Annotated in this window: 19 protein-coding genes and 3 pseudogenes; 9 read left to right on the top strand and 13 right to left on the bottom strand. The window is 58.4% G+C overall.

Going from position 1 to position 21,504, the window contains the following annotated elements; all coding sequences use genetic code 11:
- Positions 1–172: 172 nt before the first annotated feature.
- Positions 173–496 (top strand): DUF2025 family protein, encoded by a 324-nt coding sequence (locus GJU48_RS18450; RefSeq protein WP_094953038.1) that lies wholly within the window; start codon positions 173–175, stop codon positions 494–496.
- A gap of 128 nt (positions 497–624) precedes the next feature.
- On the opposite strand, the gene GJU48_RS18445 is transcribed toward GJU48_RS18450, so the two are convergent.
- Together GJU48_RS18445 and GJU48_RS18440 are read right to left on the bottom strand one after the other, a co-directional pair.
- Positions 625–945: an antibiotic biosynthesis monooxygenase family protein gene (locus GJU48_RS18445; protein WP_094953039.1), complete on the bottom strand. Its 321-nt coding sequence runs from the start codon at positions 943–945 to the stop codon at positions 625–627.
- Positions 942–1,649 carry a CTP synthase C-terminal region-related (seleno)protein gene (locus GJU48_RS18440; protein ID WP_094953040.1) on the bottom strand — a complete coding sequence of 236 codons (708 nt, stop codon included), beginning with the start codon at positions 1,647–1,649 and terminating at the stop codon, positions 942–944. The genes GJU48_RS18445 and GJU48_RS18440 overlap by 4 nt, the downstream gene beginning before the upstream one ends.
- A gap of 80 nt (positions 1,650–1,729) precedes the next feature.
- Between GJU48_RS18440 and GJU48_RS18435 the strand changes: the two are divergent.
- Positions 1,730–2,602, top strand: a pseudogene (locus tag GJU48_RS18435) (LysR family transcriptional regulator); the annotation flags it as partial.
- Here the strand turns inward: GJU48_RS18435 and GJU48_RS18430 are convergent.
- From GJU48_RS18430 to GJU48_RS18415, 4 genes are all read right to left on the bottom strand, one after another.
- A complete protein-coding gene (locus GJU48_RS18430) occupies positions 2,565–3,122 on the bottom strand; it encodes a DUF1003 domain-containing protein (RefSeq protein ID WP_155296065.1) in 558 nt (185 codons plus the stop codon). The pseudogene GJU48_RS18435 and the gene GJU48_RS18430 sit on opposite strands and share 38 nt — an antisense overlap.
- Before the next feature lie 76 nt (positions 3,123–3,198).
- Positions 3,199–4,518 carry a methyl-accepting chemotaxis protein gene (locus GJU48_RS25505; RefSeq protein ID WP_094953043.1) on the bottom strand — a complete coding sequence of 440 codons (1,320 nt, stop codon included), beginning with the start codon at positions 4,516–4,518 and terminating at the stop codon, positions 3,199–3,201.
- Positions 4,519–4,781: 263 nt separating this feature from the next.
- Positions 4,782–5,840 carry a diguanylate cyclase gene (locus GJU48_RS18420; RefSeq protein ID WP_094953044.1) on the bottom strand — a complete coding sequence of 353 codons (1,059 nt, stop codon included), beginning with the start codon at positions 5,838–5,840 and terminating at the stop codon, positions 4,782–4,784.
- 191 nt (positions 5,841–6,031) lie between these two features.
- On the bottom strand, positions 6,032–6,658 hold the full coding sequence (locus GJU48_RS18415) for a TetR/AcrR family transcriptional regulator (RefSeq protein ID WP_094953045.1): 627 nt from the start codon (positions 6,656–6,658) through the stop codon (positions 6,032–6,034).
- 123 nt (positions 6,659–6,781) lie between these two features.
- Here GJU48_RS18415 and GJU48_RS18410 point away from each other — a divergent pair, with 123 nt between their 5' ends.
- Complete coding sequence (locus tag GJU48_RS18410) at positions 6,782–7,840, top strand: MBL fold metallo-hydrolase (protein ID WP_094953046.1); 1,059 nt, start codon at positions 6,782–6,784, stop codon at positions 7,838–7,840.
- Positions 7,841–8,267: 427 nt separating this feature from the next.
- Here GJU48_RS18410 and GJU48_RS18405 read toward each other — a convergent pair whose 3' ends face one another.
- A complete protein-coding gene (locus GJU48_RS18405) occupies positions 8,268–8,588 on the bottom strand; it encodes a helix-turn-helix domain-containing protein (protein ID WP_094953047.1) in 321 nt (106 codons plus the stop codon).
- A 197-nt stretch (positions 8,589–8,785) separates the two neighbouring features.
- A pseudogene (locus GJU48_RS18400) lies at positions 8,786–9,634 on the bottom strand (hypothetical protein); the annotation flags it as partial.
- A gap of 317 nt (positions 9,635–9,951) precedes the next feature.
- Between GJU48_RS18400 and GJU48_RS18395 the strand changes: the two are divergent.
- Positions 9,952–10,266, top strand: a pseudogene (locus GJU48_RS18395) (LysR family transcriptional regulator); the annotation flags it as partial.
- Between the two features lie 239 nt (positions 10,267–10,505).
- Here the strand turns inward: GJU48_RS18395 and GJU48_RS18390 are convergent.
- The 5 genes from GJU48_RS18390 to GJU48_RS18370 form a co-directional block, all read right to left on the bottom strand.
- Positions 10,506–11,150 carry an HAD-IB family hydrolase gene (locus GJU48_RS18390; protein ID WP_094950481.1) on the bottom strand — a complete coding sequence of 215 codons (645 nt, stop codon included), beginning with the start codon at positions 11,148–11,150 and terminating at the stop codon, positions 10,506–10,508.
- Between the two features lie 72 nt (positions 11,151–11,222).
- Positions 11,223–11,939: an HNH endonuclease gene (locus GJU48_RS18385; RefSeq protein ID WP_094950482.1), complete on the bottom strand. Its 717-nt coding sequence runs from the start codon at positions 11,937–11,939 to the stop codon at positions 11,223–11,225.
- 99 nt (positions 11,940–12,038) lie between these two features.
- Positions 12,039–12,617 (bottom strand): BRO-N domain-containing protein, encoded by a 579-nt coding sequence (locus GJU48_RS18380; RefSeq protein ID WP_094950483.1) that lies wholly within the window; start codon positions 12,615–12,617, stop codon positions 12,039–12,041.
- A gap of 348 nt (positions 12,618–12,965) precedes the next feature.
- Positions 12,966–14,216 (bottom strand): ribonucleotide-diphosphate reductase subunit beta, encoded by a 1,251-nt coding sequence (locus tag GJU48_RS18375; protein ID WP_094950484.1) that lies wholly within the window; start codon positions 14,214–14,216, stop codon positions 12,966–12,968.
- Between the two features lie 587 nt (positions 14,217–14,803).
- The gene (locus GJU48_RS18370) at positions 14,804–15,073 is read right to left on the bottom strand and encodes a DUF2790 domain-containing protein (protein WP_094950485.1); all 270 of its coding nucleotides are present in this window, start codon (positions 15,071–15,073) and stop codon (positions 14,804–14,806) included.
- 399 nt (positions 15,074–15,472) lie between these two features.
- Between GJU48_RS18370 and acs the strand changes: the two genes are divergently transcribed.
- From acs to GJU48_RS18345, 5 genes are all read left to right on the top strand, one after another.
- Positions 15,473–17,428 (top strand): acetate--CoA ligase, encoded by a 1,956-nt coding sequence (acs, locus tag GJU48_RS18365; protein ID WP_056861684.1) that lies wholly within the window; start codon positions 15,473–15,475, stop codon positions 17,426–17,428.
- 678 nt (positions 17,429–18,106) lie between these two features.
- Positions 18,107–18,892 (top strand): ABC transporter substrate-binding protein, encoded by a 786-nt coding sequence (locus GJU48_RS18360; RefSeq protein WP_094950486.1) that lies wholly within the window; start codon positions 18,107–18,109, stop codon positions 18,890–18,892.
- A gap of 91 nt (positions 18,893–18,983) precedes the next feature.
- Positions 18,984–19,673 carry an ABC transporter permease gene (locus GJU48_RS18355; RefSeq protein WP_094950487.1) on the top strand — a complete coding sequence of 230 codons (690 nt, stop codon included), beginning with the start codon at positions 18,984–18,986 and terminating at the stop codon, positions 19,671–19,673.
- Positions 19,670–20,368 (top strand): ABC transporter permease, encoded by a 699-nt coding sequence (locus tag GJU48_RS18350; RefSeq protein ID WP_094950488.1) that lies wholly within the window; start codon positions 19,670–19,672, stop codon positions 20,366–20,368. The genes GJU48_RS18355 and GJU48_RS18350 overlap by 4 nt, the downstream gene beginning before the upstream one ends.
- A gap of 1 nt (position 20,369) precedes the next feature.
- Entirely contained in the window at positions 20,370–21,482 is a 1,113-nt protein-coding gene (locus tag GJU48_RS18345) for a succinylglutamate desuccinylase/aspartoacylase family protein (protein ID WP_094950489.1), read from the top strand.
- The last annotated feature ends 22 nt before the right edge of the window (positions 21,483–21,504 follow it).

The following is a 21,504-nucleotide window of genomic DNA, read 5'->3' as shown; positions in this document are numbered from 1 at the left end:
GAAAGGCGCTATCACCAAACCGACATTAACGTGCGCGCGGGCCATTTTTCTGGGTTTTTTTGTGCTGCATTGCAGTATTCTTGGCCGAATTGCCCCGTTAGAGGGCAGTGATTTCTGCCACGCGTGTAAACCATCTTTCCAGTCCCTGTGGGACTTTTCAGTGAGGTTTACCATGCGCATCACGTCCGAGCTTATCTGCCAGGCCGCCGACCAACTCCACGGGTTTGTCGGCCTGAACCGCAAAACTGGCCAGTACATCGTACGTTTCAGCGAAGATTCCTTCGGCATGGACGTGGCCGATGACGGCATCATCCCCACCGCCGAATTTGTCTGGCTGCCGGCCGCCGACCACGCGATGACCTTATCGCGCGAACGCCTGCAATTGCTGCTGGACCAGAACATCGACGATCGCATCAACATCACCGAGCCGTTGCGCGTGTATATGCGCCGAGTGGAGATCCCGCAGATCAGTGCGCTGCGCAGTTTGGTCAGCTAAGCGAATGTCGTTTTTGCAGACAATAAAGATCAAAGGTGGGAGCTGGCTCCCACAGGGGTAAGCATTTCAGTTTTGGAAGGCGTAGCCAAGATCAAAGGTGGGAGCTGGCTCCCACAGGGGTAAGCATTTCAGTTTTGGAAGGCGTACGCCCGCTCCACCTTGCACACGCGCGTGTGGAACGCCGAGTACCAGCTGGCGCGACCTTGCTCGCGCACCTCGCGATGCTCGGCCTGCTGTTTCCAGGCCAGTATCGCGGCCTCGCTCTGCCAATAGGACACGGTGATCCCCAAGCCGTCTTCGCGGGCCGATTCCACCCCAAGAAACCCCGGTTGTTCGCGCGCAAGCTCCAGCATGCGCGCGGCGGCCTGGCCGTAGCCTTGATCGCCCTCGGTGCGCAGTGAGCTGAAAATAACCGCGTAGTAGGGCGGGGCGGGTGTGTTGGCGATCATCGTGCCAGCGCCTGGCAGGCCTGGAGCAGGGCAGTCGCCAACGGCGGGGTAGTGCCTTTGAGCGCGGCGCGTTCAGGCTGGAACAGGGTGGCGACGAAAAACGGGTGGTCCAGCAGCTCCATGGCGCGCAGATCACCCGCCGAATCGTGGCCGCTGGCAATCAAGTCGCCTTCAAGCAGTGCGTTGGCGAATTCGGGGTTGATGCCGTAGCGGCAGCGGTAACCTTCATGGATATCCAGGCTGGCGTAGGCCTCGGCGATGCGGGTGTACGGCACCAGGCGCACGGTATCGGTCGCCTCCACCAATGCGCAGTTGAGTGGCGTGATCACCGCGCGTTTGGCCTGCGGGGCCAGTTCGCCGTGTTCGGCATCCGCCCAGCCCAGCACGTTGCGAGCATATTCCAGCACCGCGTGTTGAAAACCACCGCAGGTGCCGAGGAAAGGGCGCTTGTGCTCGCGGGCAAAACGGATCGCCCGCAGTGCGCCGTCGGTGTCGCGGTAGGGGCTGGCGGGCACGCACCAGAAGCCATCGAAGCGGTGCAGTTGGGTGTTGGGTGTGAGCGAATCTGTGTCGAGCCATTGCACGTGGACGTTCAGGCCCAGGGCTTCGGCCGCCTGTTGCAGCGCCACGGGAATGGCTTGGTGCGCAATCACGTCAGGGTTGTAGTCGCCGATCAGGGCGAGGTGCAGGGTGCTGGCTTTCATCGTGTAGGCCCCATGGCTTGTTGTGTCTTGGTACGCACTATAGATTGGCGCTCACGCAATCAAAATTGGCGTTTGCCCACATGCTCAATGCAGCCACGCACTATCAAATTGACTACCCAGACTTGTCGCTGATCCTCGCCTTGGTGCGCGGCGGCACCCTGGCGCGGGCGGCGGCGTTATTGCGGGTGGATGTATCCACGGTGTTCCGTGCGGTGCGGCGGCTGGAGGCGGCCCTGGGCCAGACCCTGTTTGAAAAAAGCCGCGCCGGTTACCTGCCCACCAGCTTAGCCAGTCACCTGGCGCAGCAGGCCGAAAACGCCGAACAGGCCCTGGAAGCGGCGCGCATTGGCGTGGAGCAGGGCGGTGAAGTGATCAGCGGCACCGTGCGCCTGACCTGCACCGACTCAGTATTGCAAGGCTTGCTGCTGCCGGCGTTGGCGCAGTTCATGCCCGAGTACCCGGCGTTGACCCTGGAGTTGAGCACCTCGAATGATTTCGCCAACCTCAGCCGCCGCGATGCGGACATCGCTCTGCGCCTGACCAAGACGCCGCCGGAGCACCTTGTGGGGCGTTGCCTGGGCACGGTGGCCTATCAGGTGTGCGCCAGTGCCGGTTTTGTGCGCCAGCATGCAGGCCGCGAGTTGGCCGACCTGCCCTGGATCGCGCCGGACGACTTCCTGCCCGATCACCCCACGGTCGCCTGGCGCCGCGAGCACTTGCCGGGCGTGCGCCCCAGTTATCGCTGCAACAGCATGTTGTCGGTCACTGAACTGGTGCGGGCGGGGTTGGGCGTGGCGGCGCTACCGGATTTTCTCTTGGGCGATGGCTTGCAACCGTTGGGGCCTGCGTTGGCCGGGCGGGATAGCGCACTGTGGCTGCTGACGCGCCCGGACTGCCGGGCGCTGCGTTCGGTGGTCACGTTGTTTGATGAGCTGGGGCGGCATGTGCGGTTGCCATGGTTTTGCGCACAAACTGATCATGCATTTCGCAGGTCAGGCTTTCGATGCGTTCGGTCAGTTGCTTGGTCATTTCCGTCAGGCGGGTGTTTTGCTCCAGCAGTTCCAGCAGCTGTTTGGTGGTCTGCGCCGCTTGGGCCTGGCGCTCGGTGTTTGCAATGGCGATGTCTTCGCGGTGCTGGGCATCGGCGTCGGACTGGGCTTTGTCGCGGGCGGCCTGGCGTGTCTGGGCCAGCAGGATCAGCGGCGCGGCATAGGCTGCTTGCAGGCTGAAGGCGAGGTTGAGCAGGATGAACGGGTACACGTCGAAGTGGGTGATGCCGGTGATATTCAGCACTATCCATACCAACACGATCACAGTTTGCGCGCCGAGGAAGGTCGGCGTCCCGAAGAACCGTGCGAACGCCTCAGCCTTGAGGGCAAAAGTGTCGTTGCCGAAGGTCGACATCAGGTGCGCGTGGCTTCGGTGGAAACGCAGGTGATCGACGGGGGCGGCGTCTGGCTTGTCTGGGGTCATGGCGGGCTCGAATCCTTAGCGTAAGACTAGTCAGCACTATAGACCGAGCCCCCGGGCCAAACACATGAAGATCGGGTCAGTTGGTGCCCCGCTCATTGGCAAACGCGCTCACCGCCTGTACGGCCTCGCCAGTGCCTTCGCGAATCTGCAGGATCACCGTCCCGGCCTGGTTGGCCAGCTCCACACCCTGTGCGGCACGGTCGCGAGTGCCTTCCATGCTGTCGATGGCCTGACGGGTTTCCTCTTGGATCATCGCGATCATGCTGGAGATTTCCGCCGTCGAGCCGCTGGTGCGTGCCGCCAGTTGGCGCACTTCATCAGCGACTACGGCAAAGCCGCGACCTTGCTCGCCAGCGCGCGCCGCTTCGATGGCGGCGTTGAGGGCCAGCAGGTTGGTCTGGTCGGCGATGCCGCGGATGGTGTTGACGATGGCGGTGATCTGCTGCGAACGCTCGCCCAGCTTGGCGATCAGTTGTGAAGAGCCGTCAATGTCAGCGGCAATTTCGCGCATGCCGCTGGCGGTTTGCTGGATCACATTGGCGCCTTTTTCGGCGATGTCCCGGGTGTTCAAGGAGATGTGATAAGCCTGGGCGGCGCTGGCGGCATCGGCGGTGTGTTGCTGCACCTTGGCGGTAATGTCGGAGGCGAACTTCACCACTTTGCACAGGCGCCCACTGGCGTCGTACACCGGGTTGTAGTTGGCTTCGAGCCAGACCGTCTGGCCGTTTTTGTCGATGCGTTCGAACTGGCCGCTGAACAGTTCGCCCTGGTTCAAGCGTTTCCAGAAATCGTCGTATGTCGCGCTGTTGGCCAGCTCCGGCTTGCAGAACAGGCGGTGATGCTTGCCCTGGATCTGCGTCAGGCTGTAGCCCATGCGCTGCAGGAAATTGTCGTTGGCGGTGATGATGGTGCCGTCGAGATTGAACTCGATCACCGCCATGGCGCGGTCGATGGCGCCCAGCTTGGCATTGGCTTCGCTTTCGGCCTGCAGGCGTGGGGTGACGTCCATGGCGTACTTCACCACCTTGATGACCTGGCCTGTGTCATCGCGCACCGGGTTATAGCTGGCTTCCAGCCACACCGACTGGCCATCGCCGGCCACCCGTTCAAAGGTGCCTGACTGGAATTGGCCATTGCGCAATTGCGTCCACAACTGGTTGTACTCGGCGCTGCGGCTGAAGGCGGGCGTGCAGAACATCCGGTGAGGCTGGCCCACGATCTGTTCGGCGCGGTAGCTCATGGTTTTGAGGAAGTTGTCATTGGCGCGCAACACCGTGCCTTGCAGGTCGAATTCGATCACTGCCATGGAGCGCTCGATGGCCTCCAGCAGGCTGGCGTGTTGGGCGTTGGTGTGTTGCAGGGTACTGATGGTTTTTTTATGGGCGTTGAATAGCATGTTCGAAGGCTCGGGGAACCACGCGTCTGAGGTATCCATGAATATGCGCCTGCCCCCGTAGGGCACCAGGCCTTACGGTTGACTTGCTCATTGTCAGCTTCCTTGTGCTGACAGAGTGGGGTGGAACAACGGGGTCAGAGTGATCGGTCGGTCAAGAAGTTCGCCGCCGGAACGGGCATTTTCAGGGGAAGCGACCAATGGAGGCATTATGCTATTGCGGCAGGCTGGCGTAAGAGAATTCAGACGAGATGTTGTAGGACGACTTAGGCGGAATGGGCCATTACATAGTCGCTGACATTCACTCGGTTGCGACCGGTGTCCTTGGCCGCGTACAGCGCGCGATCCGCGGCGTTGAGCCACATCGCGGCATCGCTGAAGGTGGGCTGGAAGTCCGCCAGGCCAATGCTCAGGCTCACGCGCAGCTCGGGTATCTGCGGGTTGCGGTAGTTACTGAATGTTTCGCGCATGTGCTCCATGACCTTCGCGGCTGCTTGCAAAGGCATTTGCGGAAGAATCACACAGAATTCATCGCCACCGTAACGACCGGCCAAGTCGTTTTCTCGCAGGACTTTGCGCAGTTCCAGGCTCAGTTGCCTCAGTACGGCATCCCCCACGATATGGCCGTGGGCGTCATTGATCTGCTTGAAGTGGTCGATATCAATCAGGGCAATGGTGGCGTGGCTTTGTTGCAGTTGGCATTTGTGGAATTTCAAGTGCAGCAGGTCTTTCCAGGAGCCGTGGTTGAGCAACCCGGTCAAGCTGTCCGTGCGGCTCAGGGCGCTCAGGGCGCGTTTGTGTTCGGACAGTTTGATTGCCAACTGATAGCAGACCATACCGATGGCCATCGGATAGAGCGTCAACATCGGCAGGCAGGTGTAGACCTGGGTGAGGCTGACGTTGGGGTTGAACTTGATCCCGAACAGCCCCCACGCCAACCCGATGCCGGCGGCCTGTGCCAGCAGCCCGCGCAGGAACAAACGCTTGCCGCCCGCAGCGACGTTATTCATGGTCATCATTGACAGGATGGTCACCGTCGTCAGCGGCGTGAGCTGGATAGCCGCGGCCCAGAAACCGCCGAACAGTGAGTCGTAGAGCAGGTTGCGTTGTTCGGCCTGGAAGGGAAACTGCGAACGCGTTGAAAGCTGGTAGGCCACGTGGGCCCAGATATAACCGTTAAATAGCAGAAACGCCCAGACCCAGCCGGGCATTGCCAGAGGGTAAAGCGCGCCAGCGACACTGATACAACCGATGCCCAGGCCGATGATCCTTGGCTTGTAGATACGCCTGGCAAATGAAAGCCCTTTGCCTCGTCTGTTTTCCATAATGTTCCAGGTCAGCTCTTTTTTGCAGATACGACAGCATGCGTCAGCGGTTGGAACCGTTGATCGGATAATAGTTGTGAATATTGTCAGTTATTCGCGTAGCAATAATCAGTGTCCTTCCAGGCCATTTGCGCAGCACTGCGTGCAAATCGGCTAAAAACGACCTGGAATGTCGCGCCTGCAACAGGCTTTTACTGCGGGCAGGGCGCGCTGACTTCGTAGCCGGCCAGGAACAGGTCGATAGCCGATTCGATAACGCTGGCCTGACTGGCGTCGTCAAGGACCGGCTGGCCCAGGGTGATCTGGGGCCAGAAGGCGAAGGCCTTGAGCAGGCTTTGTATCTGGTGGGCTGCGAAGGCCGCGTCGGTGCAGCGCAGCCGCCCATCGTCCTGGGCGGCGCGTACCCATTGGGTGAAACCTTCTTCGCGCTTGCTCAGGCGGTTGACCATATCTTGCGCGCGTTCCGGCGAATGGATGGTGGCGGCAATCGCGACGCGGGCCAGGTCGAGGAAGTTGGCGTCTGCCATCATCTTCATCTTCGCTTGCAGCAAGCCGCGCAATTGCTCGCGCAGGGGGCGGTCACTGGTGTAGCTCACGTCCAGTTGTGCAACGCTGCTGGCCCACAATTGGTGGAGGATTTCGGCAAACAACTCTTCCTTGCTGGGGAAGTGGTTGTACACCGTGCGTTTGGAAACGCCGGCGGTGGCCGCAATTTTGTCCATGCTGGTGACCTCGAACCCGTTAACCCGAAACTCGGCGATGGCCGCAGCCACGATGGCTTCGCGTTTACGGTCGGTGAGGCGCAGGGGAGCAGTCATGGAGGGCGTTCGACTCTAGAAGGAAAATTACACTCGGTAGTTTACTTGCTCCGGGATTTGTTGCAATCTAGAAACTATACTGTGCAGTGTAATTATAGGGCGGAATGTAGGAGTCACTCAGTTATGGCCACGATTTCAAGCCGACTCGACCCAGCGCCAACGGCACTCAAGCCTGCCGAACAGGCGCAAGGGCACTTCAGCAACGACGCCCCGGTGCAACACGGTGGCTTTGGCAAAACGTTGCGGATTTTCTGGAACATGCTTTTCAACAAGCCACGCAGCACGCGGCCGGTAGGCAAGATTCCGGTGCAACCACTGACGCGCGAGCAACTGCTGGCCGCCCCTGACCACAGCGTGTTTCGCCTGGGGCATTCCGCTGTGCTGCTGAAAATGCGCGGTAAATTCTGGGTCACCGACCCGGTGTTTGCCGAGCGCGCCTCGCCTTTCAGTTGGGCCGGGCCCAAGCGCTTTCATCAGCCGCCTATCAGCCTTGAAGACTTGCCGCCGCTGGAGGCGGTGATTCTTTCCCACAACCATTACGACCATCTCGACCACAAGGCTGTCGTCCAACTGGCCGACAAAACCCGATACTTTCTGGCCCCGCTGGGCGTGGGCGACATCCTGGTGAAGTGGGGTGTGGACGCCAGCAAAGTGCGGCAACTGGATTGGTGGGAAGGCACCGAGGTGGACGGCATTCGCTTTGTCGCCACGCCGGCCCAGCATTTTTCCGGGCGTGGCCTGTTTGATAGCAACCAGACCCTGTGGTGTTCCTGGGTGATGATCGACGGCGCGCGGCGGATCTTTTTCAGTGGCGACACGGGCTATTTCGACGGCTTCAAACGTATCGGTGAACACTACGGCCCGTTCGATCTGACGCTGATGGAAACAGGTGCTTACAACGTCGACTGGCCTCATGTGCATATGCAGCCGGAACAAACCCTGCAAGCGCATATCGACCTGAAAGGGCGTTGGCTGCTGCCGATTCACAACGGCACCTTCGACCTGGCGTTCCACGCCTGGCACGAACCCTTCGACCGCATCATGGCCCTGGCCTGGGAGCGCAACGTGTCGATTACCACCCCGGCGATGGGGCAGGCGTTCAGTTTGAACCAGCCTGAACGCGGGCATGTGTGGTGGCTGGACGTGGAAACTCAGGGTGTAAAAGAGCACGCTGCGGGGTAAGGCCAAGCGTTCTGGAAAAAGGGTTTTTCAGGGTGTTTCAGCTCTGCGACAAACGTCAGATGGGAGTGCGATGATCCCGGGCAGACTATTCTCGGGGGTGTAGGTTTTGATGGATAACTATTGTAGGGTGCATTGGTGCATGAGGTTGCCGTGCCCGATAGGGCATTCATTGCCCTTGACCGAGGAACCGGTCGGTTCGCCGCTCGCATCAACCCATTCTCAAACGGATAAGCCAAACTCGGGCGGTATTGTCGCGCGTGCTAATTCCCGGCTATAACACCTTGGCTCCGCATCTGAGGTCCGTCCTGAACAGAACCGGGCATCAACTGAAGATCTTTTTTACTGCCGCCCACCCATAGGAGTGGCTTCCATGGACTCATGAGACGACATACCTAAATAGGGATAAGCGTGAGTGCGAGTAAATAATTTACTCTGCCGCCTCATAAGCCAAAGGCGCTGATGGTTTGAGTGACGCTCCGCGCACACTCATCCCCCACCCCGGCGCAAACCCCGGAAAAAACACCAGCCCTTCAGCCTCCAGCCGAAAGGCCAATGCCAGGCGAGTGTCATCATCCACATCACCCTGACTTTCAAAGCGTTGTACCGCTTCCACCGTCAACCCGGCTTGTCGGGCCAGTTCTTCGCGGCTCCAACCGAGCATCGCGCGGGCCTGCACGCTGTGTTTGGTGGTGAATTGATGCAGGACGATCTGCTGTTCTACGAAAGAGCTCATTGCCAGAGAGGACATGGGGTTTCTCCAGGTTCGACGGGGGAGGGCAAACTATACTGTGTTTTTGTACAGTTGTTTTGACCGCTCATCAACTGGATTTTTCATCATGACTACCCCTGCGGCCTCCATGATGAGCTCAGGAGGTTGCAGCGCTCATGTATCAATAGGAAAACCGTGATTGGACGCTGTTACCTGGAAACTATTGGGCGCTGATTGACATGTTGCAACGCTGGCGTCACACCATAGAAGAAGCAATACAACGCCCGTTCACTGTCCACCGCCGCCTTGATCTGCTCCAGGAACGCCTTGCGCTTGCGGTAGTTCTCGATGAGTTTTTTGCTCAGGTAGACGTTGACCGAATAGGGTTTCTTGTCGAGCCACACCTTCTTTTCGAAGTCGATGCGAAAGCTGCTGGTGTAGTCCTTGATCGCTTTGATCTTGCCCCAGTAGATCAGGCCTTTGTTGTCTTGCAGGTATTCGACCTTCTTGAAAAACGTCCAGTAGGTCGCGGTGTGCTCGCCGATCTTCAGCGGCATGGCCTTGAGCTTGTCTTTGTCGTCGATATTCGACACATAGCATTCCACCGGGTGGGCGAACACGCTGGTTTTGTCCGGGGTGGTGTCGCTGGCGCTGTGGGATGTGGCGGTGCGGGGCGAAGGCGCTTTCGTTGGATCCTGCGGGACGTGTCCCTCGGTGCCCGCGAGTGGTGTTTTGCGTGGGTACTGACGCCGCGTCAGTACAAATTCTGATGGGAAATTGTCCTCGCGCTCGTCGTCACTTTCACCGGGCGCGCTCTTGTGCGTGCTGGCATAGCGGCAGCCATCAATGTGTTGGGTGCTGGTCTTGTTCTTGAAGTGCGGCGTGCGCTGGTAATTGATGTTTTTCGCGTTGAAGGTGCTCAGCGCATTGCCCGCATCGAATGCTGCGCGGCATTCGTCGTTGGGGCACAGGAAACTGTCCTTGTCGGAGTCGAAAGGGCTGGTTTCGTCGAAATTCAGATCTCGTACGTCGTAGATCGACAGTTTTTCGTCGAGACTCAGGCTATAGGCCGTGTCGAATTTCATGGGGCTCGGGTCCGTGAGATGAGTTGCTGGATATTACGCAAATATCCTTTATTAAGGAGATCAAAAATGTGGGAGCTGGCTTGCCTGCGATAGCGGAGTATCAAGTCAGGTATAGGCAAGCTGACCCACCGCAATCGCAGGCAAGCCTGATGTGCTGCGTCAATACCAAGTGGTCAACCACCGGTACGCGGTCCACCGCGACAAATTACGCAAATATCCTTTATTAAGGAGATCAAAAATGTGGGAGCTGGCTTGCCTGCGATAGCGGAGTATCAAGTCAGGTATAGGCAAGCTGACCCACCGCAATCGCAGGCAAGCCTGATGTGCTGCGTCAATACCAAGTGGTCAACCACCGGTACGCGGTCCACCGCGACAAGGCCAACTTCGTCACCTACGACAGCCAGTCCGCCTCGGCCTCACAAGTGGAAGCCGTCGCCGTCCTGATCCTCACCGGCCGCTTCCAACACTACGCCGCGCCACTGGTAAGGGAAGGGCGCCTGCGCGCACTGTGCCCGGAACAGGTTCACCTGAGCACCGCATTCAACCTGATCCTGCGCCACAACGCGCCAAGAAGCTCGATGCTAAAAGCCTTCGCCACAGCCCTGGGCATAGACCTCAAAGCCCCGATCTAAACCCCCGCCGAACACTGATCAATGAGCCTACAAAGCTCAAATGTGGGAGCTCTCGAGCCCCAGCGAGGCAGCGATGGGATCGACTCGGTCTACCTGCCGCCCCCATCCACTGCATCGACCCCCACACCTCATGCGAGTGCGCACCCAGCCCTGCACCGATCAAAATGTGGGAGCTCTCGAGCCCCAGCGAGGCAGCGATGGGATCGACTCGGTCCACCCGCCGCCCCCATCCACCTGCATCACCGCTGCAACCGAGCCCGCTTCTTTTTCGCATGAAAATGCCGAAAATGCGCATCCTGCGCCGCCGCCAACAACTCCCGATCCCCACGCGTATCGCCCCAAGCGCGCAGCCGATACTCGCCCAAATCCCCATACACCGCCTCAAGCCGCAGCACCTTATTCTCACAGCGGCAATTATTCCCCGTGAGCTTGCCTGTCAACACCCCGTCGACCACCTCAAGCTCAGTGCCAATCAACTTGATCCCCAACCGATTCGCAAACGGCTGCAACACCAATGCCGGCGATGCCGAACACAAGGTCACCACCGCCCCGGACTTCACCTCATCCGCCACCGACTGCAACCCGGTGGGGCGCATCAACTTGCTCCAATAGCGCTGGCAATACGCCTCAGCCTGCTGCTGCACCCACGCCTTCTCCACCCCAGTCATAAAGGTGCGGATCAACTGCGCCTTCAACTCATCCCGGCTGATCTGCCGCAGCAAAAAGCGCAGCCCAGGCACCGCCAGCTTGACCATCCGGCCATAAAACTCGCCGGGGCCAAAGGCAAACTTGAGGAACGGCACGAAACTATCGTGATGGGTCAGGGTGCCGTCGAAGTCAAAGACGGAGAGTACTTTGGCGTCTACTGGGCCGGCTTCGAGCATGTCTGGGTTCACGGGTTGGCCTCGGTCCTATCTAATATTTTTTAAGCGTGCATCAGGTGTGACAGCAGGATTTTACTCCTGTATCAATCGACTGATTTTCGAGTACAGCCCAGCGGTGAATTCATCCCGGTCGCTCGACCGGTGACAACGCTGATGGCAATTGGGGCACAAGGCTACAGCATTGGTGGTGCGATCCGAACCCTTCTGGGCGAGGTGCTTGACGTGATGTACTTCAAGAAATGGCTGGCCGTTATCTAGAGTAAACGGAGCCTGTAGGCCGCAACCCTCACAAATACCCGCCGCCTGCTGACGCACCCAAGCGCGTACTTCCGGATCGCGGACGTAAGATGTGCTGGTTGTGCTGACCTGTTGCGGCGTGGCGATGCCTTCGGGCTTAGTCTTGATGGGTTTGCTTTGAAGCTTTGCCGCGCGCCGCTCCAATAGCTCTTCATCAAACGTGGGGGCGTTGTTTTCAGATTCAACGATGCCGCGCTGTTCAAGCATTCGACGAATACGAGAGACGATTCCCGAGCCGACATTATTTGCAGCTGTGTAGCCTGCAATTGGCGTCTGATTCAGTGTTTCAAATACAGCAGAAATATTGCGCATGCGGTAGTCGACCGACGCCAAGGACCGATCGCTTAGAGCGCCCTCGCGCAGAAGCTCGTGTTCAGCTTTCTTGTTAAGCGACTGGCCGAGACTTTCCAGCTTCAACATTTTCAGGTAGCCATCGACGGACGCTTCAAGCTCCTGATCGCTCCATCCGGTATTACTTTTTTGCGTATCCATACAGCCGCCGAGGGTAGAAAACCCTCGGACGATACTGAGTAGCCATTATGGCGTCTACGAAATTTCCTGCGGATCGGTCAGATTTGGCTGTCGTCGAATTTAGTGAAATCGCTGCTTCATTCGGAAAGGTTGAATGAGCTTGCGCCACCACAGAGTCTTTGTTGATTCTCCCCGATAGGACCGATTCACTAACAAATACGGCATATCCCGAAGTCGTATCCAACCTTCATCCTGCCAATGCAGCAGGTTCAACGACATCTCAGGCCAATCCAACATGCTCAACAACGGTCGCTCCATCGTCCGAGGCTGACGCTCGTCCCGCAACGTCGGAACTACTTCATGAGTCAGCCAGCTACGCAGTAGGCGATTCCCCGGTGTGTAGTGATAAACCAGCAATGCGTAAGCCCCGGATTCACTGATCATCAGCATTTCTTGCGGCTGACCGTGAAACAGTAGTTTTAGAGTTCTTCGCTGGTCTTCATCGAGCTTGCGCGTCGTTCGCTCATCTAGATACCAGCCCATCAAACGCCCAAGGTCGCGCGCGCAGAACCAGGGTTGGTTTTCTAAAAGGAGGGTGTGAAGTTGAAGGTTTTGGCGGGTGAAAACGACGGCAACAAAGGGCTCAGCCGTGGCAACCTTCTTGGCTGTCGGCAAGTCGAGCAGATATTGGCTAGGCATTTCCTGTGATCTCTACGTGATTGTCGCGAGGGCAGGAGCCCAACGTAGAGAGCGGGTTTAAGAAACTCCAACTTGCCTGGCCTCAAAGCAGCATTAAGTTCGCATGAATGAGATCAGGCGGATTTTGGCTGTAAGTGTGGCTAGCTTCTACGTTGGGCGTTTCTTAGGCACCGGTGGACGAGACTATTCAGCATTGAAACTCACATCAACCCTTGAATGGATGATCTTGGTGTAAGAAGGCTCCTATTCAAATCACGGAGCATAAAAAAGCCCTGAACATGTCAGGGCTTCTTGATGTTGCCGGCTTAGGGATTAATCCCAGCTCAACGTTTAGATCTATGCCGTGGACTAATCCCAGCTCAACGCGCCGCCAGTTTGATACTCGATCACGCGGGTTTCGAAGAAGTTTTTCTCTTTCTTCAAGTCCATGATCTCGCTCATCCACGGGAACGGGTTGGTGGTGCCCGGGTATTCTTCTTTCAAGCCAATCTGCGACAGACGACGGTTGGCGATGAACTTGAGGTAGTCCTCCATCATTGCCGCATTCATGCCGAGAACACCGCGCGGCATGGTATCGCGCGCATATTCAATCTCCAGCTGCGTCCCTTGCAGGATCATCTGGGTCGCTTCTTCTTTCATTTCAGCATCCCACAAATGTGGGTTTTCGATTTTGATCTGGTTGATCACATCGATACCGAAGTTCAGGTGCATCGACTCGTCGCGCAGGATGTACTGGAACTGCTCGGCCACGCCGGTCATTTTGTTACGACGGCCCATGGACAGGATCTGGGTGAAGCCGCAGTAGAAGAAGATGCCTTCCAGGACGCAGTAGTAGGCGACCAAGTTGCGCAGCAGCTCTTTATCAGTCTCAACGGTGCCGGTTTCGAACTTCGGATCGGAGATCGAACGGGTGTACTTCAGGCCCCAGGCGGCTTTTTTAGCCACCGATGGGATCTCGTGGTACATGTTGAAGATCTCGCCTTCATCCATGGCCAGCGATTCGATGCAGTACTGGTAGGCGTGGGTGTGGATCGCTTCTTCGAAGGCCTGACGCAGGATGTACTGGCGGCACTCCGGGTTGGTGATCAGGCGGTACACGGCCAGCACCAGGTTGTTCGCGACCAACGAATCCGCAGTGGAGAAGAAGCCGAGGTTGCGCATGACGATGCGGCGTTCGTCGTCGGTCAGGCCTTCGGGGTTTTTCCACAGGGCGATGTCGGCGGTCATGTTGACCTCTTGCGGCATCCAGTGGTTGGCGCAGCCGTCGAGGTACTTCTGCCAGGCCCAGTCGTACTTGAAGGGCACGAGTTGGTTGAGGTCGGCGCGGCAGTTGATCATGCGCTTTTCGTCAACGGCGACGCGGGCGGCGGAGCCTTCGAGCTCAGCGAGGCCTTCGGCGACGTCGAGTTTGTCCAGGGCGGCCTTGGCGCGCACGATGGCGGCGGAGTCACTGGCGGTGACGGCGCGGGCTTCGATGGCGGCGGCAGCGCCGGCACCGTCGAGGCGGTCGATGTTGGCTTCGGTGGCGTGGCCGGCGTTGGCGCCTTTGGCAACTACTTCGCCGTCTTCTTCTTTGTCGAATTCGTCCCAGCTCAGCATGACGTGTCGTCTCCTGCGTGAGGGCTCAAAGGTGCCCGTGTGAAACCGGATGGTTGGGTGTTCACACGGCCCTCGGGCCGCGGTGGATCTTAAGGAATCGTTTGTTGCAACAGCTAGCGCAGGCATTAAACGGAATAGGGTAACGGGTGCTCTGCGTGAGGCTTGAGGGGCGGAGCGACAGGTGCATGCTCCAGCGGGGGCCTCAGGTCTGGCTCTTCATCCCCGTGTAAAGGGATATTGCAGGCCCGATTTACCCGCGCATTATAAGGAAAAATTTGTCTTTGTGTTGCGGCGGATGGTCACGATGGAGGGCCAAAATGCCGTGGTTTTCGGCCAAGGCGTGTGTTTGCAAGGCTTTGCCAGGGTAGGAATTTTTTGACGGGCGGTGGGATAGTTTTTGTGGGACTGGAGGAGGCGGGGATGTGGAGGGCTTTGGGAAGTGTGAGGCGTGTGTAAGGCCGAAATCGCCATCGCAGGCAAGCCAGCTACCACATTTGTTTCGTGGTGGGCTCTGGATCGGCTCTTTGCCGCAAGAACGATTTCTTGCGGCGAATAAGATCTGGGTTTAACTCCACGGCGGGAAGTTGTTATCCGTTAGAGCAACCATTGCCCATCACTTGGTAATTAAGAATATGGCGCTGGCCGTGTGAGTCTTCATATTCCATCTTCACCGGTACAACTTGGCAGACTTCTGGAACAGCGCTCATGGACAATACTTTGGCCACATCCAAGTGTGTGCTGTAGGTGTAATCTTCAACAATCGGGGCGTTCTGGCCGGCCAGCTCGGTCGGGGCCTCATCGGCCAGGGCGGCGGTGGCGCACAAGCTGCTGAGGGCCATAACTACGAGAGCTTTCATTACTGTATTTACCTTCTTCAGGGCGAAAGGGGTCACGGGGCCCTTATGAGGCCGCGTGTGTAACTTAAGAGTTGGGAAGTTCGGATTAACGTTGCCTTCGTGGGGGCTGTTACGGTGTTAATCACATTGCCTTGGTTGGCGGAGTTGATTCTAGGCTCGCGGGTTATATTCATATACCCGTGCTTTTGATAAAGACTATTGGCGGTTTTTGTAACAATCCTGTGGTAAAGGTTTTTTCACCCAGCGTGAAAGCCACGCAGGGCGCGGGCCAGAGCCGCATACGGGCATAGCAGGGCAATGTGTAGGGGCTTGTTACTACCATCGTCGAATGGTTCTATGGGGCAGCCCCGGCTACAACAGGGGCCATACAACAACAACTATGTCACCGAGGTAAGAAAGATGAGTGCGGCTTCCCTGTACCCCGTTCGCCCCGAAGTAGCAGCCAACACGCTGACCGACGAGGCGACCTACAAGGCCATGTACCAGCAGTCGGTGGTCAACCCCGATGGTTTCTGGCGTGAGCAAGCCAAGCGCCTTGACTGGGTCAAGCCTTTCACCGCGGTCAAGCAGACCTCTTTCGACGACCACCATGTCGACATCAAATGGTTCGCCGATGGCACCCTGAACGTTTCCTACAACTGCCTGGACCGTCACCTCGCCGAGCGTGGCGATCAGGCGGCGATTATCTGGGAAGGCGATGACCCTTCCGAAAGCCGCACCATCACCTACCGCGAACTGCATGAAGAAGTCTGCAAGTTCGCCAACGCCCTGCGCGGCCAGGATGTGCACCGCGGCGACGTGGTGACTATCTATATGCCGATGATCCCCGAAGCCGTGGTCGCCATGTTGGCGTGTACCCGCATCGGTGCGATTCACTCCGTGGTGTTTGGCGGCTTTTCGCCGGAAGCCCTGGCCGGTCGCATCATCGACTGTAAGTCGAAGGTGGTAATCACCGCTGACGAAGGCATCCGCGCGGGTAAGAAAATTCCGCTGAAAGCCAACGTCGACGACGCGCTGACCAACCCGGAAACCAGCAGCATCCAGAAAGTCATCGTGTGCAAGCGCACCAATGGCAACATCAAGTGGAACCAGCACCGCGACATCTGGTACGAAGACCTGATGAAAGTGGCGGGCACCGTGTGTGCACCCAAAGAGATGGGCGCCGAAGAGGCGCTGTTCATCCTGTATACCTCCGGCTCAACCGGCAAGCCTAAAGGTGTGCAGCACACCACCGGCGGCTACCTGCTCTACGCAGCCCTGACCCACGAGCGTGTGTTCGACTACCGCCCGGGCGAAATCTACTGGTGCACCGCCGACGTCGGCTGGGTCACCGGCCACACCTATATTGTCTACGGCCCACTGGCCAATGGCGCGACCACGCTGCTGTTCGAAGGCGTGCCGAACTACCCGGACATCACCCGTGTCGGCAAGATCGTCGACAAGCACAAGGTCAATATCCTCTACACCGCGCCCACTGCGATCCGCGCGATGATGGCTTCGGGCACCGCTGCTTGCGAAGGCGTGGATGGCAGCAGCTTGCGCTTGCTCGGTTCTGTCGGTGAGCCGATTAACCCGGAAGCGTGGGACTGGTACTACAAGAACGTCGGCCAATCCCGTTGCCCGATCGTCGACACCTGGTGGCAGACCGAAACCGGCGCCACCCTGATGAGCCCGCTGCCGGGTGCTCATGCACTCAAGCCGGGTTCGGCGGCGCGGCCATTCTTCGGTGTGGTGCCGGCGTTGGTGGACAACCTCGGTAACATCATCGAGGGCGCTGCCGAAGGCAACTTGGTGATCCTCGATTCGTGGCCAGGCCAGGCGCGTACGCTGTACGGCGACCATGACCGTTTCGTCGATACCTACTTCAAGACCTTCCGTGGCATGTATTTCACCGGTGACGGTGCTCGTCGCGATGAAGATGGTTACTGGTGGATCACCGGCCGTGTGGATGACGTGCTTAACGTGTCCGGCCACCGCATGGGCACCGCCGAGATTGAAAGCGCCATGGTTGCCCACCCGAAAGTCGCCGAAGCGGCGGTGGTGGGTGTGCCGCATGACATCAAGGGCCAGGGCATCTATGTGTATGTCACGCTCAAAAATGGCGAAGAGCCGAATGAAGCGCTGCGCCTGGAGCTGAAAAACTGGGTGCGCAAAGAGATCGGGCCGATTGCTTCGCCGGATGTGATCCAGTGGGCGCCGGGCTTGCCGAAGACGCGTTCGGGGAAAATCATGCGCCGTATCTTGCGCAAGATCGCTACGGCTGAGTATGACGGGTTGGGGGATATCTCCACGCTGGCGGACCCAGGTGTGGTGGCGCATTTGATTGAGACGCACAAGACCATGAACGTCGCGTAAGGCGAGGTTGATGGGACAGGGCCCCATTCGGCGTGAGCTGGATGGGGCTTTTTTGTGGAATTCAGAGTGTGGGAGCTGGCTTGCCTGCGATAAGGGTGGGTCAGGCAACAATGGGCTAGCTGACAGGCCGCTATCACAGGCAAGCCAGCTCCCACAGTTGGAATGTATTTGCAGGCTGGCTGAAGCCGTGGTCTGACAGACCTGCATAACCCTCAAGCCAATAAATATCGACTTACCTGGTTGGATATTTCTGAATGTTACCGAGCACACTAAATGTGTAACCCCACGCCCAAACATGAGGCAAAGTGCTACGCCCATGCCCCGAAAACCCACGGTTTAGACACCCTCAGAAATAAGATTAAACGCCAGACTTGCCGTGCTAGAAGGGTTTGCGAATAATAGGCCCGCAATTTGCAGCATCAATAGGTTTAATGTCTTTTGTCTCTGCATAAAAAGCGGGGGCTGTCAATGTGCTGGAACCGCTTTCTCGGTGCTTCTGTAAATTGTTGTCGCATTGAGGAAATATCGGCTTCCGGCCTGTCGTTAGAATGCCGATCACTCGCTCGTCGTCTCCTGTATCAATTCGGGGTAGGACGCAGCACCGCTATTCGGTTTCACTTAAGTCGCATCGTGGGCCACGGCTCATTCTGCTTTTTGCCCTACCGATGGAGTCCCAAGATGAAGAAACTTGTGCTGTTGGGCGCCCTGGCGCTGTCCGTGTTGTCCATGCAGGCCTTCGCTGATGAAAAGCCCCTGAAGATTGGTATCGAAGCGGCTTACCCTCCGTTTGCCTCGAAGGCGCCGGATGGCAGCATCGTCGGTTTTGACTACGACATCGGCAACGCCTTGTGCGCAGAGATGAAGGTCAAGTGCGTCTGGGTTGAGCAAGAGTTCGACGGCCTGATCCCTGCGCTTAAAGTGCGCAAGATCGATGCGATCCTGTCGTCCATGTCCATCACTGACGACCGCAAGAAGTCCGTGGACTTCACTTCCCGCTACTACCTGTCCCCAGCGCGCCTGGTGATGAAGGAAGGCACCACCGTCAGCGACAGCCTGGATGAACTCAAAGGCAAGAAGATCGGTGTGCAGCGCGGTTCGATCCACGATCGTTTCGCCAAGGAAGTTCTGGCCCCTAAAGGCGCCACCGTGGTTCCTTACAGCTCGCAGAACGAAATTTACCTGGATGTGGAAGCCGGTCGCCTCGACGGCACCGTGGCTGACGCTACCTTGCTGCAAGACGGTTTCCTGAAGACCGACGCAGGCAAAGGCTACGCGTTTGTGGGCCCACAGTTCACCGACGTCAAATACTTCGGTGAAGGCATCGGTATCGCGGTACGTAAAGGCGACAAGGCCGACCTGGACAAGATCAACGCTGCTATTGCTGCGATCCGTGCCAACGGCGAATACAAGAAAATCCAGGACAAATACTTCGACTTCGATATTTACGGCGCTGACCTTAAGTAACTCGTCCTAGCTGTCTGTCCAGAATGGCGCAAGCAACAGAATTCCTGCGGTTTGCGCCATTTTTTCATCCCCCTTTTCGAGGACCTGAATCATGTTGAAAGGCTACGGGGCCGTCATCCTCGATGGCGCATGGTTGACGCTTCAGCTCGCCTTGTCGTCCATGGCCTTGGCGATCGTTCTGGGTCTGATCGGGGTCGCGTTACGCCTGTCGCCGGTGCGTTGGTTGGCCTGGCTGGGTGACTTGTACTCCACGGTGATCCGCGGGATCCCTGACTTGGTGCTGATCCTGCTGATTTTCTACGGCGGTCAGGACTTGCTGAACCGCGTCGCGCCGCTGCTTGGCTATGACGACTATATTGACTTGAACCCCTTGGCCGCCGGTATCGGCACCCTGGGTTTCATCTTTGGCGCCTACCTCTCGGAAACCTTCCGTGGCGCCTTCATGGCCATTCCCAAGGGCCAGGCCGAGGCCGGCCTTGCGTATGGCATGAGCAGTTTTCAGGTGTTCTTCCGGGTGATGGTGCCGCACATGATTCGGCTGGCGATCCCTGGGTTTACCAACAACTGGCTGGTACTCACCAAGGCCACCGCGCTGATTTCAGTGGTGGGCCTGCAAGACATGATGTTCAAGGCCAAGCAGGCGGCAGATGCCACCCGCGAGCCTTTTACCTTCTTCCTCGCAGTGGCGGCGATGTACCTGGTGATCACCAGCGTGTCGTTGCTGGCCCTGCGCTATCTTGAGAAGCGCTACTCGGTAGGCGTAAGGGCGGCTGATCTATGATCTTCGACTACAACGTCATCTGGGACGCCATGCCGCTGTACCTCGGCGGCTTGGCAACCACCCTGAAATTGCTCGCCATTTCGCTGTTCTTCGGCCTGCTCGCCGCCTTGCCTCTGGGCTTGATGCGTGTGTCCAAGCAGCCGATCGTCAACGGCTCGGCCTGGCTCTACACTTATGTGATTCGCGGCACGCCGATGCTGGTGCAGCTGTTTTTGATCTACTACGGCCTGGCCCAATTCGAAGCCGTGCGCGAAAGCTTCCTCTGGCCGCTGCTGTCCAGCGCCACGTTCTGCGCGTGCCTGGCCTTTGCGATCAACACCAGCGCCTACACCGCCGAGATCATTGCCGGTAGCCTCAAGGCCACCCCTAATGGCGAGATCGAAGCGGCCAAGGCCATGGGCATGTCGCGCTACAAGCTGTACCGCCGCATCCTGCTGCCGTCGGCCCTGCGCCGCGCGCTGCCGCAGTACAGCAACGAAGTGATCATGATGTTGCAGACCACCAGTCTGGCGTCCATCGTCACCTTGATCGACATAACCGGTGCCGCGCGCACGGTGAACGCCCAGTTCTACCTGCCGTTCGAAGCCTATATCACGGCCGGCGTGTTCTACCTGTGCCTGACCTTTATCCTGGTACGCCTGTTCAAGTTGGCCGAGCGCCGCTGGCTGAGCTACCTGGCGCCACGGAAGCACTGATATGGAACGTATCGATCACCGGTTGCCCTGGGGCCACCTGGGCTGCGAGCGCCAACTGAGCGTGTTTCGTTTCGGCAAGGGCGAGCGCAAGGCCTACATCCAGGCCAGCCTGCACGCCGACGAGTTGCCCGGCATGCGCGCGGCCTGGGAGCTGAAAAAACGCCTGAGTGAACTGGAACAGCAAGGCGCCCTCAACGGGGTGATCGAGCTGGTGCCGGTGGCCAACCCAATGGGCTTGGGCCAGCTGTTGCAAGGCAGCCACCAGGGGCGTTTCGAGGTCGGCAGCGGCAAGAATTTCAACCGTGATTTCGTTGAGTTAAGCGAGCCGGTTGCCGCGCTGCTCCAAGGCAAGCTGGGCGATGATCCGCATGCGAATGTGCGCATGATCCGCCAGGCGATGAGCGATGCGCTCAGTGCATTGCCCGAGCCGAGCAGCCAGTTGCAAGGCATGCAGCGCGTTCTGCTGAGCCACGCCTGCAGCGCCGATATCGTTCTGGACCTGCATTGCGACGCCGAAGCCGCGCTGCATATGTACGCGCTGCCCCAGCATTGGCCGCAGTGGCGCTCGCTGTCGGCGCATTTGAATGTGAAAGTCGGCCTGCTGGCCGAAGACTCCGGCGGCAGCTCGTTTGATGAGGCGTGCTCGCTGCCGTGGTTGCGTCTGTCTCGGGCGTTCCCCGAGGCGCAGATTCCGCTGGCGTGCCTGGCGACGACCCTGGAACTGGGTGGCCAGGCCGACACCGGCCGCGATGAGGCGATCTTCCACGCTGAAGGCATCTTGGCGTTCCTGGCCGAGCAAGGCTTGATCAAAGGTGAATGGCCCGCGCCGCAGCACGAACCTTGCGAAGGCTTGCCCTTTGAAGGCACCGAATTGTTGTTCGCCCCCCATGCCGGCGTAATCAGTTACCTGCGTAAAGCCGGTGACTGGGTGGAGGCCGGCGAGCCGATTTTTGAAGTAATTGACCCTCTGGAAGACCGCGTGAGCATCATCCGCGCGGGCACCTCGGGGGTGTTGTTTGCCGTTGAACGGCTACGTTATGCCCAAGCGGGTTTCTGGCTGGCCAAGGTGGCGGGGCGCGAAGCGCTGCGTCACGGGCGCTTGCTCAACGACTGACCACCTGTTTTTGTGAGAACCG

The organism is Pseudomonas sp. IB20, assembly GCF_009707325.1.
GTDB lineage: Bacteria > Pseudomonadota > Gammaproteobacteria > Pseudomonadales > Pseudomonadaceae > Aquipseudomonas.
This window is presented reverse-complemented; position numbering and strand designations above follow the sequence as displayed.